The 15,801-nt window shown below is 40.9% G+C and carries 11 protein-coding genes, 1 tRNA gene, 2 rRNA genes, 1 other RNA gene and 1 other annotated feature; of the genes, 5 read left to right on the top strand and 10 right to left on the bottom strand.

What is annotated here, in order from left to right:
* Positions 1 to 149 precede the first annotated feature (149 nt).
* Together ffs and tadA are read right to left on the bottom strand one after the other, a co-directional pair.
* Positions 150 to 414, bottom strand: an RNA gene (gene ffs / locus BK575_RS26730) — signal recognition particle sRNA large type.
* A gap of 93 nt (positions 415 to 507) precedes the next feature.
* Positions 508 to 1,002: a tRNA adenosine(34) deaminase TadA gene (tadA, locus tag BK575_RS26725; RefSeq protein ID WP_078414537.1), complete on the bottom strand. Its 495-nt coding sequence runs from the start codon at positions 1,000 to 1,002 to the stop codon at positions 508 to 510.
* An 84-nt stretch (positions 1,003 to 1,086) separates the two neighbouring features.
* Here tadA and BK575_RS26720 point away from each other — a divergent pair, with 84 nt between their 5' ends.
* The 4 genes from BK575_RS26720 (at position 1,087) to BK575_RS26705 (ending at position 4,606) form a co-directional block, all read left to right on the top strand.
* Entirely contained in the window at positions 1,087 to 1,674 is a 588-nt protein-coding gene (locus BK575_RS26720) for a cysteine hydrolase family protein (protein ID WP_078414536.1), read from the top strand.
* A gap of 178 nt (positions 1,675 to 1,852) precedes the next feature.
* The gene (locus tag BK575_RS26715; protein ID WP_078414535.1) at positions 1,853 to 3,142 is read left to right on the top strand and encodes a glycoside hydrolase family 18 protein; all 1,290 of its coding nucleotides are present in this window, start codon (positions 1,853 to 1,855) and stop codon (positions 3,140 to 3,142) included.
* Positions 3,143 to 3,293: 151 nt separating this feature from the next.
* Positions 3,294 to 3,926: a deoxynucleoside kinase gene (locus BK575_RS26710; protein ID WP_078414534.1), complete on the top strand. Its 633-nt coding sequence runs from the start codon at positions 3,294 to 3,296 to the stop codon at positions 3,924 to 3,926.
* A 5-nt stretch (positions 3,927 to 3,931) separates the two neighbouring features.
* Positions 3,932 to 4,606 carry a deoxynucleoside kinase gene (locus BK575_RS26705; RefSeq protein WP_078414533.1) on the top strand — a complete coding sequence of 225 codons (675 nt, stop codon included), beginning with the start codon at positions 3,932 to 3,934 and terminating at the stop codon, positions 4,604 to 4,606.
* Between the two features lie 127 nt (positions 4,607 to 4,733).
* Here BK575_RS26705 and BK575_RS26700 read toward each other — a convergent pair.
* The 6 genes from BK575_RS26700 to guaB form a co-directional block, all read right to left on the bottom strand.
* A tRNA-Ser gene (locus tag BK575_RS26700) sits at positions 4,734 to 4,826 on the bottom strand.
* A 154-nt stretch (positions 4,827 to 4,980) separates the two neighbouring features.
* A complete protein-coding gene (gene serS, locus BK575_RS26695) occupies positions 4,981 to 6,255 on the bottom strand; it encodes a serine--tRNA ligase (RefSeq protein WP_078414532.1) in 1,275 nt (424 codons plus the stop codon).
* A gap of 62 nt (positions 6,256 to 6,317) precedes the next feature.
* Positions 6,318 to 6,548 (bottom strand) — a binding site (T-box leader).
* A gap of 53 nt (positions 6,549 to 6,601) precedes the next feature.
* Positions 6,602 to 7,180: a pyridoxal 5'-phosphate synthase glutaminase subunit PdxT gene (gene pdxT, locus BK575_RS26690; protein WP_078414531.1), complete on the bottom strand. Its 579-nt coding sequence runs from the start codon at positions 7,178 to 7,180 to the stop codon at positions 6,602 to 6,604.
* A gap of 17 nt (positions 7,181 to 7,197) precedes the next feature.
* The gene (pdxS, locus tag BK575_RS26685; protein WP_028397449.1) at positions 7,198 to 8,079 is read right to left on the bottom strand and encodes a pyridoxal 5'-phosphate synthase lyase subunit PdxS; all 882 of its coding nucleotides are present in this window, start codon (positions 8,077 to 8,079) and stop codon (positions 7,198 to 7,200) included.
* A 255-nt stretch (positions 8,080 to 8,334) separates the two neighbouring features.
* On the bottom strand, positions 8,335 to 9,708 hold the full coding sequence (locus BK575_RS26680) for a serine hydrolase (RefSeq protein WP_078414530.1): 1,374 nt from the start codon (positions 9,706 to 9,708) through the stop codon (positions 8,335 to 8,337).
* 156 nt (positions 9,709 to 9,864) lie between these two features.
* Entirely contained in the window at positions 9,865 to 11,331 is a 1,467-nt protein-coding gene (gene guaB / locus BK575_RS26675) for an IMP dehydrogenase (protein WP_078414529.1), read from the bottom strand.
* Between the two features lie 116 nt (positions 11,332 to 11,447).
* Here guaB and BK575_RS26670 point away from each other — a divergent pair, with 116 nt between their 5' ends.
* Positions 11,448 to 12,413 (top strand): YaaC family protein, encoded by a 966-nt coding sequence (locus BK575_RS26670; protein WP_078414528.1) that lies wholly within the window; start codon positions 11,448 to 11,450, stop codon positions 12,411 to 12,413.
* 29 nt (positions 12,414 to 12,442) lie between these two features.
* Here the strand turns inward: BK575_RS26670 and rrf are convergent.
* Together rrf and BK575_RS26660 are read right to left on the bottom strand one after the other, a co-directional pair.
* Positions 12,443 to 12,558, bottom strand: a 5S ribosomal RNA gene (rrf, locus tag BK575_RS26665).
* A 186-nt stretch (positions 12,559 to 12,744) separates the two neighbouring features.
* A 23S ribosomal RNA gene (locus tag BK575_RS26660) occupies positions 12,745 to 15,676 on the bottom strand.
* Between the last annotated feature and the right edge of the window lie 125 nt (positions 15,677 to 15,801).

The following is a 15,801-nucleotide window of genomic DNA, read 5'->3' as shown; positions in this document are numbered from 1 at the left end:
CTCACTCTTCCATCGGCTAACAACATTCCTATTATAGCTTAAACAACGAGGGTTTTCCAAAAAAGGAAGATAAGAACACCAAATGATATTTAAACAAAAAAACCTGCTCCTTCAAGCAGGTTTAATGTAAATATATGTATAAATAACTGCCGTGCACCTTCCTTCGATTAGCAACCCTAGGCGTTACTCAAGCAGTTAGCTCGGTCCAGGCTGCCCTGCGGCACATGAGAGCTTCTGCTTACTGCTGCTTCCTTCCGGACCTGACAGGGTTCACAGATTCCCATTGCGCAGGACCCAGACGTCAACACCACTTACTTGAGTCAGACCCTAAAGTATACTAACCTCTGGAAGGGATTCGGCCTCGCTAGAGCGGATTGCGAGTACAGGGCACCGCTACCTCCCCGCTTAGCACGGCAAAATTGAAACCAAATTTATTAAGCATCTTATTCGATGCATTTTCAAGTATACGTGTTTTTATCTTAAAATGCAACGTCTATTAATTGTTAATTATTTCAGAGGATCTTGAATTACTTTTCTCTTCTTTTTTTCTAACCTTATTTTCCTGAAGAAGTTTGTTAAAAGCTGTCCGCATTCCTCTTCCAGCACTCCTCCTACCACTTCGGCCTGATGATTAAATTTTTCTTCCTCTAATAGATTCATGAGAGTGCCAGCACATCCGCCTTTAGGATCATACGCCCCAAAGACTACCCGTTTAACTCTTGATAATACAATAGCTCCTGCACACATAGGACAGGGCTCTAAGGTAACATATAAAGTCGCATTTTCCAAACGCCACGTTCCCACCTTACGGCAAGCCTCATCAATGGCAAGAAGTTCAGCATGAGCAATAGACCTTTGTTCTGTTTCTCTTAAATTGTGCCCTTTTGCTATAATTTCCCCGTCCTGTACGATAACTGCTCCGATTGGTACTTCCATTATTGTCTCTGCTTTTTTTGCTTCTTCTATTGCTTTCTTCATGTAGTAACGATCTTCTTCATTCATTTTTTTCAGTCCTATCTATTTAAGTATTCCCTGGAAATATTCTTATCTTATCTTACACAACATATAAAAAAGGAGAGAATGTATATGAAAGGAAATAAACCCGCTTTAATCATAATTGATATCATCAATGATTTTCAATTTCAACATGGAGAAGAATTGAGCAAACAAACCGCCAATATTGCCAAGAAGATCCATCGACTTAAACGTTACATGCATCAAAATAACCACCCAGTCATTTATGTAAATGATCATTACCAATTATGGCAGGCTGACCTGAAGAAAATCTTAGAGAAATGTATCAACCCTTTAAGTCAGCCCATTCTGTCCCTATTGCAACCTGAAGATGATGATTACTTTTTAATTAAACCTAAACACTCTATTTTTTACGGAACAGCTTTGAATATGCTGCTGGACGAATTACAAGTAGATACCCTTATCTTAACAGGAATTGCAGGAAACATTTGTGTACTCTTCTCTGCTAACGATGCTTACATGCGAGAGTACAACCTCATTGTTCCTTCAGATTGTATTGCCTCTAATATTCCAGAAGATAATGATTTTGCTTTAAAGATGATGAAAAATGTCCTACAAGCTAACACAGTTGAACATACACATCATATAAGGAAAGTTACCGTAAATGAAAATTCTCTTTTCTCTCCTACTGACAGTTGATTGAGTTACCAGACTTTTTCAGATAGTGATTATCCACCCGAAACTCTGGAATTACATTACGTTTTTAAAATAGGAGCTTGATTGCCTTAATATTAGGATAAATTCATTCATGACACTTCCCTTCTCTTCATAAACATGATAAAGATGATTGAGTTTTATGAGGAGGGAATTAAACTTCATGCAAATACATGTGGTAAGGGCTGGACAAAGTATATATGGAATCGCTCAGACATATGGGACTACGCCGCAAGCCATTTCACAGGCAAATGAATTGCCAAACCCTAACCGACTCGTAATCGGTCAGGCACTCGTCATTCCTATTCAAGGCTCCTACTATTGGGTGGAACCCGGAGATACCTTATGGGAAATCGGCCGAAAGTTTAATGTCAGTTATCAAAAGCTGGCAACCGTCAACAATATTTCCGTAACCCAAAGGTTAACGACAGGAATGAGAATTTATATCCCGCCAAGACCTAAAAGAAACGCGGAATTTTACGGATATGTAGAAGCAAGCGGAAGAATTATTACTCCTTCCGTTGAAAACTTAATTCGAGCAAACGCTAAATATTTAACTTATCTCGGTGCTGCTAACTTTGAAGTAAGGCGAGATGGCTCATTGAAAGAACCTAACCTTAATAATCTGGGGCAAATAGCTGCTCAGAATAATGTCAGTTATTCTATGGTCGTAACCAATATTGAAAATGGAGCATTCAGTGATGAGTTAGGAAGAATTATTCTTAATGAGTCAGCCATTGAAACGAAATTGTTAAATAATATCATTGCTACTGCCAAAAAACATAACTTCACCGAAATTGCCTTTGATTTTGAATATTTGCGTCCTGCAGACCGCGAAGCCTACCTTAATTTTCTTAGAAGAGCAAAAGCCAAGCTCAAACAGGAAGGATATATTATGTCTGTTGCTTTGGCTCCTAAGAAGAGCAGGGATCAAAAAGGAAAATGGTATGAAGCTCATGATTACAAAAGTATTGGGGAAATTGCTGATTTTGTTGTGATCATGACCTATGAATGGGGATACAGCGGTGGTCCCCCTATGGCCGTTTCTCCCATTGGTCCTGTTCGCGAGGTATTGCAATACGCTATCACAGAAATTCCTTCTAATAAGATTATGATGGGGCAGAATCTATACGGTTATGATTGGACTCTACCGTTTGTGCCAGGAGGGCAGTACGCTAAAGCATTAAGCCCTCAACGTGCAATTGAAATTGCCTATCAATATAATGTACCAATTGAATACGATTTGAAGGCTCAAGCTCCTCATTTCAATTATCGTGATGAAAATGGTAAACAACATGAAGTATGGTTTGAAGATGCCCGTTCTATTCAAGCTAAATTTAATTTATTGAAAGAATTAAATCTAAGAGGGATGGCTTACTGGAAGCTTGGACTCCCTTTCCCACAAAATTGGCTTTTAATTGTAGATAACTTCAACGTCATCAAAAAGAGATAACCCCTTAGGAAAGGGTTATCTCTTTTCTATTTTTAACCATATATACATATTTCTTTTTTCTAGAATCTTTCCCTCTTCTTCTCTTTAATATGTTAAAATAACTTCTGTCTGTTTTGGGACGTGAAATGTGTTAACAAAGGAGGAACAAGAAGTGAGAGAAACACCCTTTATTGCAGTAGAAGGGCCGATCGGTGTTGGAAAAACCTCTCTATCTAAAGCGATTTCTTCACATTTTCAATTTAATTTATTAAAAGAGATTGTTGACGAAAATCCGTTCTTAGGTAAATTTTATAAAGATATTGCTGAATGGAGCTTCCAGACTGAAATGTTTTTCTTATGTAATCGTTTCAAACAACTGGAAGATATTCAACGTTTGCATTTAAGCCAAAAACAGCCCGTAATTGCTGATTATCATATTATGAAAAATATGATTTTTGCCGAACGTACATTAAAAAGCGATCAATACGAAAAATATGTGAAAATCTATCATATTTTAACAGAAAATATGCCCGCTCCCAATGTCGTGATTTATTTGAACGCAAGCCTAGAGACCCTTTTAAAACGAATTCAGCTGCGCGGTAGAGAAATTGAAAAAAATATGGATCCGTCTTATCTACTTCAATTAAAAGATGATTATGAGATAGCCATGGATCGTTTTGAAAAACTGCATCCACATGTAAACGTATTACGTTTTAATGGTGATGAACTTGACTTCGTCCAAAATCCTAGTCACATGGATTTTATCTTAAATAAAGTGTATGATACCCTCGAAAAAAGGAGTTAATAGTAATGGACTTACGCAAAAAATATAACATTCCAAGCGATGCCGTTCTGACAATCGCAGGAACAGTCGGTGTTGGAAAATCAACTATGACCACTGCATTGGCACAAGCTCTTGGATTTAGAACTTCCTTTGAAAAGGTAGATACGAATCCATATTTGGATCAATTTTATGCAGACTTTAAACGCTGGAGTTTCCACTTGCAAGTTTATTTTTTAGCGGAACGCTTTAAAGAACAGAAAAAAATATTTGAATACGGAGGCGGCTTTGTACAAGACCGCTCTATTTATGAGGATACCGGCATTTTTGCAAAAATGCATTTTGAAAAAGGAACAATGTCTAAAGTTGATTACGAGACCTATACAGGCCTATTTCAGGCTATGGTAATGACTCCTTATTTTCCTCACCCTGACTTGTTAATTTACTTAGAAGGAAGTTTCGAAGATATCATAGACCGAGTTCGAGAGCGTGGAAGACCAATGGAACAACAAACTCCTATTGAATACTGGCAAGAAATGCATGAACGATATGAAAGCTGGATTAACAACTTCAACGCCTGCCCGGTATTACGCTTAAACATCAATGAGTATGATATTGTTCAAAATCAATCTTCTATTGAACCTATTGTAGAAAAAGTCTCTCGTTTTTTACATCACAGTGAAAAATTAAAAAGAAGAATGTAAACAAAAAAACCTTCTCGAAAGAAGGTTTTTTTGTTTACATATTACATAAATGAAAAATCGCTGCTTTTCAGCAGCGACTTCCCAATCTCCAATTTTATCTGCGCTAGGTTAATTAATGTCATTATTATGGCGGAGGAAGAGGGATTCGAACCCCCGCGGGCTGTTACACCCCTGTCGGTTTTCAAGACCGATCCCTTCAGCCGGACTTGGGTATTCCTCCGTATCGACGAGTATAAATATATCAAAGAAAAAAAGATATGTCAATTCTTCTTTTAAAAATTTCAGGCTATGTTAAAGTCAGCATCATCTTTTAAATTTAAAATGATGATGCTGACCCATCAGTCTATTTTAGGACGCCAAAATTAACTTTTAATTCATTTGATTACTTCTTTATTCCCCATATATGGACGAAGAACTTCCGGAATCAATATAGATCCATCTTCCTGCTGATAATTCTCTAAAATAGCAGCTACTGTTCTTCCAATAGCTAAACCTGACCCATTTAATGTGTGAACATGCTCTGGTTTTGCGTTCGCCTCTCTTCTAAAGCGAATATTAGCACGACGAGCTTGGAAGCCTTCAAAATTTGAACAAGAAGAAATCTCACGATATGTCTCATAACTTGGAATCCAAACTTCAATATCATACTTTTTAGCTGCTGTAAATCCTAAATCACCTGTGCACATGCTCATAACTCGATAAGGCAACCCTAAAAGCTGCAACACTTTTTCAGCATGACTCGTTAACTTTTCCAACTCATCGTAAGAATCTTCTGGTTTAACAAAACGAACTAACTCTACTTTGTTAAACTGATGTTGGCGGATAAGCCCCCTTGTATCACGTCCTGCTGATCCGGCCTCTGAGCGGAAACAAGCGCTATAAGCCGCATAAGCAATCGGAAGTTGATTTCCATTTAGAATTTCATCGCGGTATAGGTTAGTAACAGGCACTTCTGCTGTCGGAATTAAAAAATAATCCTCTGATTCGATTCGAAATGCATCTTCTTCAAACTTTGGAAGCTGTCCAGTACCTGTCATACTTGTACGATTTACCATGTAAGGAGGTAATACTTCCTCATATCCATGTTCATCAATATGAAGGTCCAACATAAAGTTAATTAGCGCACGCTCTAGTCTAGCACCTGCTCCTTTATAAAATACAAAGCGGCTCCCTGTTACTTTTCCGGCACGCTCAAAGTCTAAAATATCAAGTTCAGTTGCAATATCCCAATGTGGCTTTGGTTCAAACTCAAACTTACGGGCTTCTCCCCATTGACGAACTTCTACATTGTCATCTTCTGTCTCCCCAACAGGGACACTCTCATGAGGAATGTTGGGAATAGAAAGAAGCAAGCGTTCCAAATTCTCTTCTACGGTGCGAAGCTCTTCATCCAATGATTTAATGCGATCTCCTACCTCTCTCATCTCAGTGATAAGATGATCTGCGTCCTTTTTTTCTCTTTTCAGCATAGCCACTTGTTGGGACACTTCATTGCGTTTACTTTTTAACTCTTCTGTTTGTACGAGTAGTTCTCTTCTCTTTTGATCGAGATCTTCAAACTGATCTAAATCACTTAAATCTTCCCCTCGGAATTTCATTTTCTCTTTCACTTCATTAAAATTGGCTCTCAAAAATTTTAAATCAAGCATAATAAGCCTCCTTAAAATATGTTATGTATTGGGACAAATAAAAAAACCCTCATCCCTATAAAGATAGGGACGAGAGTTTACCCGCGTTGCCACCCTAATTGAAAACAATCTACGATTATTTTCCAACTCAAATAGATAACGGTTTTATACCGAAATTGCTTACTAAACTGCTATAGCTGTTATTCAGCAATTCACTCAAGGATGGATTCACAAGCTCTTACCATCGATTTTCACCGGCCATCGACTCTCTAAAGGAAAGAAATCTTGTTACTGCTTCCTCTCATCATTTTTACTTATATTTTAATAATACATAATTTACTATAAGTCTTTACAACATGCAATGGCTTTATTCTTTGGATTCTTTCACCATGTTCACAAAGTATTGAGCTAGGCGATGATCCTCTGTTAATTCCGGATGGAATGAGCAGCCCAAAAATTGACCTTGTCTTGCTGCCACAATACGTCCATTATGCTCTGATAGAACCTCTACTTCATCTCCTACACTCACGATGTGAGGTGCACGGATAAATACGCCGATAAAGTCTTCTGCTACTCCTTGAATGCTAAGTTTCGCTTCAAAACTTTCCCGTTGGCGCCCGAATGAATTACGCTCCACCTTGATATCCATAACTCCAATATGAGGCTCTTCATATCCCGCAATTTCCTTCGACAATAGGATTAATCCTGCGCAAGTTCCAAATAGAGGCTTTCCGCTCTGTGCAAATTCACGCAAAGGCTCCATAAACCCATATTTATCAATAAGGCGACGCATAGTAGTGCTCTCTCCACCTGGAAGAACCAGCCCGTCCACTTCTTCAAGCTGTTCCACCTTTTTAATAACAAGAGCCTCTGCTCCAGAAGCCTCTACAGCTCTAATATGTTCACGAACAGCACCTTGAAGACCAAGTACTCCAACCTTTACCATAAGTAAATTCCTTTCAATTACCAACCGCGCTCTTGCATGCGGTTTTCTGGAAGTAATGTTGAAATTTCGATTCCTTTCATTGCTGCTCCAAGATCTTTAGAAAGGCTTGCAATTAACTGATAGTCTTCATAGTGAGTAGTTGCTTCTACAATAGCACGGGCAAATTTAGCCGGGTTGTCTGATTTGAAGATACCAGAACCTACAAATACACCATCAGCACCTAATTGCATCATTAAAGCTGCATCTGCAGGTGTCGCTACTCCGCCTGCAGCGAAATTCACAACCGGCAAACGTCCTTCACGTTTAATTTGAAGTAAAATTTCATATGGAGCACCTAACAATTTTGCTTCTGTCATAATTTCATCTTCGCTCATATGTACTAATTTACGCACCTGAGCATTGACTTTGCGCATATGACGTACTGCTTCTACGATGTTACCTGTTCCAGGCTCACCTTTTGTACGAAGCATTGATGCTCCTTCTCCAATCCGGCGAGCAGCTTCTCCTAAGTCACGGCATCCGCAAACAAACGGAACAGTAAATGCACTTTTATTAAGATGGTACTCTTCATCTGCAGGTGTTAATACTTCACTTTCATCGATATAATCAACGCCAAGCGCCTCTAATACACGCGCTTCTACGATATGACCAATACGTGCTTTTGCCATTACTGGAATGGAGACTGCACCCATTACTTCTTCTACAATTGTAGGATCCGCCATTCGTGCAACTCCGCCAGCTGCACGGATATCTGCCGGAACACGCTCTAGGGCCATAACGGCTACTGCTCCTGCTTCCTCTGCAATTTTTGCTTGTTCAGCATTGACAACGTCCATAATAACGCCGCCTTTTTGCATTTCTGCCATTCCACGTTTAACACGATCAGTACCTGTATTCATCTTGTACTCCCCCCATTGATGTGTATTACACAAAATGAAACCCTTACTCTATTGGGTTTTCATTTTCTTATTTTACCCTATTTTCTGAATAAATCCTATAAAAAATAATACCTCTTTATTGAACTCTCTTTTAATATTATCCATATTGTATAGTTTTACACTGACATTGATTTTTTTATCATTTATCAAGCTTTCTAATCTCTAGTTCCATCAGCTTATTTCACTTCAAAAAAAGCTCTCTATTGAATAGAGAGCTTAAAACCAGCCTTTTACAGTTTTAGCGGCACTTGTCCAAATATCACCGAAAAAACCACCTACACTACGTATCGATAAAATAAACCAGTTTGCCTTTTCAATCTCTTCTTTTGTTACAAGATTGACTGTAGCGGCTTTTGCCCCTTCTTTCGTCAAAAAGCCCAGCTGATCGTCCCCTTTATATTTAACGCCAACGGTACCGACTTGCTGACCTTCCTTAACGGGAGCTGTAAGCTTGCCATCTTCATTTAATGATTTTTTAGTTAGCTCTACATAAGGGCTGTATTTCTTTTGTTCTCCACGTTTCATTAGTACTTCTAAAGGTTTTTCTGTATAAACCTTTACTTCCTTTTCTTTCCCTTTCACAACTGGGACTGTAGATTGATCTTTAAATGTGTGATGAGCTGGGAGAACCTCTTCCATTCTATAATTACTAAAAGCATAGTCTAGTAACTTTCTTGTTTCTTCGAAGCGTGCTTTAAATGATTTAACACCATTTGATTTTGCATTCATAACCACAGTGATGTAACGAACACCATCTCTCTCAGCCGTTCCCGTAAAGCAATACCCTGCAAAATCTGTATGGCCTGTTTTTAAACCATCTACTCCTTCATAGCCGAATACGAGGCCTGGCAGCATCCAGTTCCAATTGTCCATTTGAATTTCATGCTCTGTTCCTTCTCTAAATACCTTTTTAGGTATTTTGGCTTCTTCCAGTACTTCAGGATAGTCATTAATTAAATGGTAGGCTAATCGAGCGGTTGCTCGTGCTGACAATACGTTCTCATCATTAGCACCTGTTCCGCTAGGATGCATTCCTTTCAACAACGTATTCGTCAAACCAGTAGAGTTAACAAACTTATAGTCCTCCAGCCCTAACTCTTCTGCTTTTTTATTCATCATTTTGACAAAATTACTTTCAGAACCCGCTAAAATTTCAGAAATAGCAATAGTCGCTCCATTTGCTGAATAAATAGCCATTGCTTCATAAAGTTCTTTTACATTGTATGTTCCATCCTTTAATAGCGGAACGTTTGATAAGCTTCGATCTTGGGAAATTTTATATACATAATCACTAACTGTATATTCCTGATCCCAGCTAACTCTTTTCTCATCGATTGCTTCTAGCAACAAATACTCTGTCATCATTTTTGTCATACTAGCAATACCTAAAACCGTATCAGCATTTTTCTCAAAAATGATTTTCCCTGTTTTTGCCTCTACCAACATAGCTGCATCCGATTCAATGTTTAAAAAGTTTTCTTCAGCCTCTACCTGTGGTATATGCGTGAACAAACTCACAAATAAAACAGCCGACAGGACACTGAAGATCAAAAGTTTACGTAACTGATTCTTCACTACTAAACCCTCCATATTTAGACTCACATAGATGCTATTTTACCATATCGACATCTAAAAAAATAGATGAAGAAGTACCGTTACTTTATGTGGCGATATAGATACAATAAATAAAAAAACATCCCTTAAACCTATTTTAAACAGCTTAAGGGATGTTTTTAATGTAAATAATTAGCTCATTGAATAGTTAGGAGCTTCTTTTGTAATTTGGATATCGTGAGGATGGCTTTCCCGTAAACCTGCACCAGTCATTCGAATAAATTGAGCTTTCTCACGAAGTTCTTCAAGATTGCCTGTACCGCAATAACCCATTCCTGACTTAAGTCCGCCAATCAATTGATAGAGGGTGTCTGCTAATGGACCTTTATAAGGTACGCGCCCTTCAATTCCTTCCGGAACGAATTTCTTGCTATCCTCTTGGAAGTAACGGTCTTTACTTCCTTGCTCCATCGCACTGACAGATCCCATTCCACGGTATACTTTAAATCGTCTACCTTGGAAGATTTCCGTCTCTCCCGGGCTTTCCGTGGTTCCTGCAAGCAAGCTCCCTAACATAACAACATGGCCTCCTGCAGCTAATGCTTTTACGATGTCGCCTGAATATTTAATACCGCCATCTGCAATAATTGGCACACCATGTTTTCTTGCTTCCGTTGCACAATCATAAATGGCAGTAATTTGAGGAACACCGACTCCAGCTACAACCCGAGTTGTACAAATAGAACCAGGCCCGATACCTACTTTAACAATATTAGCACCGGCTTCAATTAAAGCCTTTGTACCTTCCGCTGTTGCGACATTTCCCGCAATAATGTTTAACTCAGGATATTGTTCACGTATACTGCGAACTGCATCTAATACACCTTGAGAATGGCCATGGGCTGTATCGATGACAATCACATCTACCCCGGCGTTTACCAGCTTTTCCGTTCTAATCATTGTATCTTTTGTTACACCTACAGCAGCTCCTACCAAAAGGCGTCCTTGCTTATCTTTTGCTGAATTAGGAAACTCAATAACCTTTTCAATGTCTTTAATCGTAATGAGACCTTTTAACACGCCTTGGTTGTCGACTAAAGGCAGTTTTTCAATTTTGTGTTTCTGAAGGATTTTTTCAGCTTCATCTAATGTCGTTCCAACAGGTGCTGTAACGAGATTTTCTTTTGTCATCACATCTGAGATAAGGATTGAATAATCTTGAACGAAACGCAAATCGCGATTGGTTAAAATACCAACTAACTTTTGTTCTGTCTCATTGTTTACAATTGGTACACCTGAAATACGGTATTTTCCCATTAAATGTTCTGCATCAAAAACCTGATGTTCGGGGGTCAAAAAGAAAGGATCTGTAATAACACCGCTTTCTGAACGTTTTACTTTATCTACTTGTTCTGCCTGCTGCTCGATAGACATATTTTTGTGAATGATACCTAGCCCACCTTGTCTAGCCATCGAAATAGCCATATCTGCTTCGGTTACAGTATCCATACCTGCACTAATTAACGGTACATTTAATTTTAAAGTCTCAGTTAAAGTAACACTTAAATTAACATCCTTTGGTAATACTTCTGATTTAGCAGGGATTAATAATACATCATCAAACGTTAAACCTTCTTTTGTAAATTTAGTTTCCCACATCATATAATCCTCCTCTAGGCGACAAAATATTATTAGTAGATTAACAATTGAGGTATCCATATGTCAATAACCATAAATAATTTCGATAATTCTAAAAATTAAAGAGGTGTTTACAATTGTTTAATATCCCTAATATAAAGGATTCTTTTTCTATTTTTTATTCCGCTCCTTATTCACAAAAATATCTATATTCCTGTTATGAATCCCATGGTTTAAAAGAGGCAGAGAAAAAAAGTTATGAAAACTGCTACCCATTTATATATTATTTGGAACATAGCCAAAATTATTATAATGTTGCACATCATGCTCCTTTAGCCATTAAGCCCATGCTTTTATTTTACGGAATGACCCAGTTGTTAAAAGCGTGCTTATTAACGGTTGATTTTGATTATCCTCACAGTACCTCTGTCCTGGCTCACGGAGTATCAACACGTAAAAGAAAAAAACAAAGCTATGATTTTTTAGATGATGAAGTTAAAATCCAAAAGTATGGTCTATTCTCGCATATTAGCCGTGTTATGTTTCATGTGGAACAAATTGAGGGGAGCAAATACTCTATGTTCCACTTGTTAAGTCTTATTCCAGAACTATCCTCTTTATTTGAAGAATGTAAAAAGCATCATACATGTGTACAAATAAGCACAAAAAAAGAGAATATATTTCAATTTCCGATTTCCATTTTAGAACACTATCATGTAAATACAGAACGATTTTGTACATACTTACTGGAAAAAACAAAACTGCCTTTTCAATATAAGCAGACAGAAAACAAGCACTTAATTTTTCAACTGGATGAAAGAATTAATCTTAATTACTGTTCCCCTTTAATGTTCAACTTTTACGATAAAGAGTTTTTTTTTCCACTACAAAGAGAAAAAAGCGACTACTTTCCCGAAATACTCAGTCATTATCTTCTTTTATATAATTTAAGCATGATTTCCCGCTATGAAACAGAATGGTGGTATGAGTTACTTCACACTTATTCTTCTAACGATTTCTCATTCATCTCTAAATTTTTATCTGTTTCCTCAGAAAAAATCCCCTTTCTTCTTTACGATTTTCTACAATACAAAAAAAGCTAGTCAAATGACTAGCTTTTTTTATATTAAATGCCTGGCAACGTCCTACTCTCACAGGGGGAAACCCCCAACTACCATCGGCGCTGAAGAGCTTAACTTCCGTGTTCGGCATGGGAACGGGTGTGACCTCTTCGCCATCATCACCAGACTATATGAAGGTTATTCCTTCAAAACTAGATAACGAGCTGCTGAGTATTGCTTTACTTTTCTTCATTGTCCAGCTACGGTTCCTAATCTTTCGGCCGTTTCACTTCTGCCCATGAAACCAAAAAGCGGTTTCCCGTTCAGAAGCTCCAACGTCTCTCAAGATTGAACAGTCGCCTTCGCTTTTCTTTAGGTTAAGTCCTCGATCGATTAGTATCAGTCAACTCCACATGTCGCCACGCTTCCATCTCTGACCTATCAACCTGATCATCTTTCAGGGATCTTACTAGCTTGACGCTATGGGAAATCTCATCTTGAGGGGGGCTTCATGCTTAGATGCTTTCAGCACTTATCCCGTCCGCACATAGCTACCCAGCGATGCCTTTGGCAAGACAACTGGTACACCAGCGGTGCGTCCATCCCGGTCCTCTCGTACTAAGGACAGCTCCTCTCAAATTTCCTGCGCCCGCGACGGATAGGGACCGAACTGTCTCACGACGTTCTGAACCCAGCTCGCGTACCGCTTTAATGGGCGAACAGCCCAACCCTTGGGACCGACTACAGCCCCAGGATGCGATGAGCCGACATCGAGGTGCCAAACCTCCCCGTCGATGTGGACTCTTGGGGGAGATAAGCCTGTTATCCCCGGGGTAGCTTTTATCCGTTGAGCGATGGCCCTTCCATGCGGAACCACCGGATCACTAAGCCCGACTTTCGTCCCTGCTCGACTTGTAGGTCTCGCAGTCAAGCTCCCTTGTGCCTTTACACTCTACGAATGATTTCCAACCATTCTGAGGGAACCTTTGGGCGCCTCCGTTACATTTTAGGAGGCGACCGCCCCAGTCAAACTGCCCACCTGACACTGTCTCCCACCCCGATGAGGGGTGCGGGTTAGAATTTCAATACAGCCAGGGTAGTATCCCACCGACGCCTCCACCGAAGCTAGCGCTCCGGCTTCCAAGGCTCCTACCTATCCTGTACAAGCTGTACCAAAATTCAATATCAGGCTACAGTAAAGCTCCACGGGGTCTTTCCGTCCTGTCGCGGGTAACCTGCATCTTCACAGGTACTATAATTTCACCGAGTCTCTCGTTGAGACAGTGCCCAGATCGTTACACCTTTCGTGCGGGTCGGAACTTACCCGACAAGGAATTTCGCTACCTTAGGACCGTTATAGTTACGGCCGCCGTTTACTGGGGCTTCGGTTCAAAGCTTCGCTTGCGCTAACCTCTCCCCTTAACCTTCCAGCACCGGGCAGGTGTCAGCCCCTATACTTCGCCTTACGGCTTCGCAGAGACCTGTGTTTTTGCTAAACAGTCGCCTGGGCCTATTCACTGCGGCTCTCTCGGGCTTGCACCCTATCAGAGCACCCCTTCTCCCGAAGTTACGGGGTCATTTTGCCGAGTTCCTTAACGAGAGTTCTCTCGAACACCTTAGGATTCTCTCCTCGCCTACCTGTGTCGGTTTGCGGTACGGGTACCTCCCACCTCGCTAGAGGCTTTTCTTGGCAGCGTGAAATCAGGAACTTCGGTACTCTATTTCCCTCGCCATCACAGCTCAGCCTTACGGTGAACGGATTTGCCTATTCACCAGCCTTACTGCTTGGACGCGCATATCCAACAGCGCGCTTACCCTATCCTTCTGCGTCCCCCCATTGCTCAAACGGTGGGGAGGTAGTACAGGAATATCAACCTGTTATCCATCGCCTACGCCTTTCGGCCTCGGCTTAGGTCCCGACTAACCCTGAGCGGACGAGCCTTCCTCAGGAAACCTTAGGCATACGGTGGACAAGATTCTCACTTGTCTTTCGCTACTCATACCGGCATTCTCACTTCTAAGCGCTCCACCAGTCCTTACGGTCTAGCTTCACCGCCCTTAGAACGCTCTCCTACCACTGACATCGCAGATGTCAATCCACAGCTTCGGTGATACGTTTAGCCCCGGTACATTTTCGGCGCAGAGTCACTCGACCAGTGAGCTATTACGCACTCTTTAAATGGTGGCTGCTTCTAAGCCAACATCCTGGTTGTCTAAGCAACTCCACATCCTTTTCCACTTAACGTATACTTTGGGACCTTAGCTGGTGGTCTGGGCTGTTTCCCTCTTGACTACGGATCTTATCACTCGCAGTCTGACTCCCAAGAATAAGTCATCGGCATTCGGAGTTTGACTGAATTCGGTAACCCGTTGGGGGCCCCTAGTCCAATCAGTGCTCTACCTCCGAGACTCTTATCTTGAGGCTAGCCCTAAAGCTATTTCGGAGAGAACCAGCTATCTCCAAGTTCGATTGGAATTTCTCCGCTACCCACACCTCATCCCCGCACTTTTCAACGTGCGTGGGTTCGGGCCTCCATCCAGTGTTACCTGGACTTCACCCTGGACATGGGTAGATCACCTGGTTTCGGGTCTACGACCACATACTCATTCGCCCTATTCAGACTCGCTTTCGCTGCGGCTCCGTCTCTTCAACTTAACCTTGCATGGGATCGTAACTCGCCGGTTCATTCTACAAAAGGCACGCCATCACCCGTTAACGGGCTCTGACTACTTGTAGGCACACGGTTTCAGGTTCTCTTTCACTCCCCTTCCGGGGTGCTTTTCACCTTTCCCTCACGGTACTGGTTCACTATCGGTCACTAGGGAGTATTTAGCCTTGGGAGATGGTCCTCCCAGCTTCCGACGGGATTTCACGTGTCCCGCCGTACTCAGGATCCACTCAAGAGGGAACGAAGTTTCAACTACAGGGTTGTTACCTTCTTTGACGGGCCTTTCCAGACCTCTTCGTCTACTCCGTTCCTTTGTAACTCCGTATAGAGTGTCCTACAACCCCAAGAGGCAAGCCTCTTGGTTTGGGCTAATTCCGTTTCGCTCGCCGCTACTCAGGAAATCGCAATTGCTTTCTCTTCCTCCGGGTACTTAGATGTTTCAGTTCCCCGGGTCTGCCATCAATATCCTATGTATTCAGATAAAGATACTGTTCCATTACGAACAGTGGGTTTCCCCATTCGGAAATCTCCGGATCAAAGCTCACTTACAGCTCCCCGAAGCATATCGGTGTTAGTCCCGTCCTTCATCGGCTCCTAGTGCCAAGGCATCCACCGTGCGCCCTTTCTAACTTAACCTTGCGGTAAAAGATTAGCGTCGAATTTCTTCGTTGGCTTCGTTTCTGCGCTGCTCACGTATATAAATACGCTGTGCTGCTCGAAACTTCGCCGCCTCGAACTTCTCGCTTCTCTTTTCCCTTTGT

The organism is Priestia abyssalis, from assembly GCF_002019595.1.
Classification (GTDB): Bacteria; Bacillota; Bacilli; order Bacillales; family Bacillaceae_H; genus Bacillus_BA; species Bacillus_BA abyssalis.
This window is presented reverse-complemented; position numbering and strand designations above follow the sequence as displayed.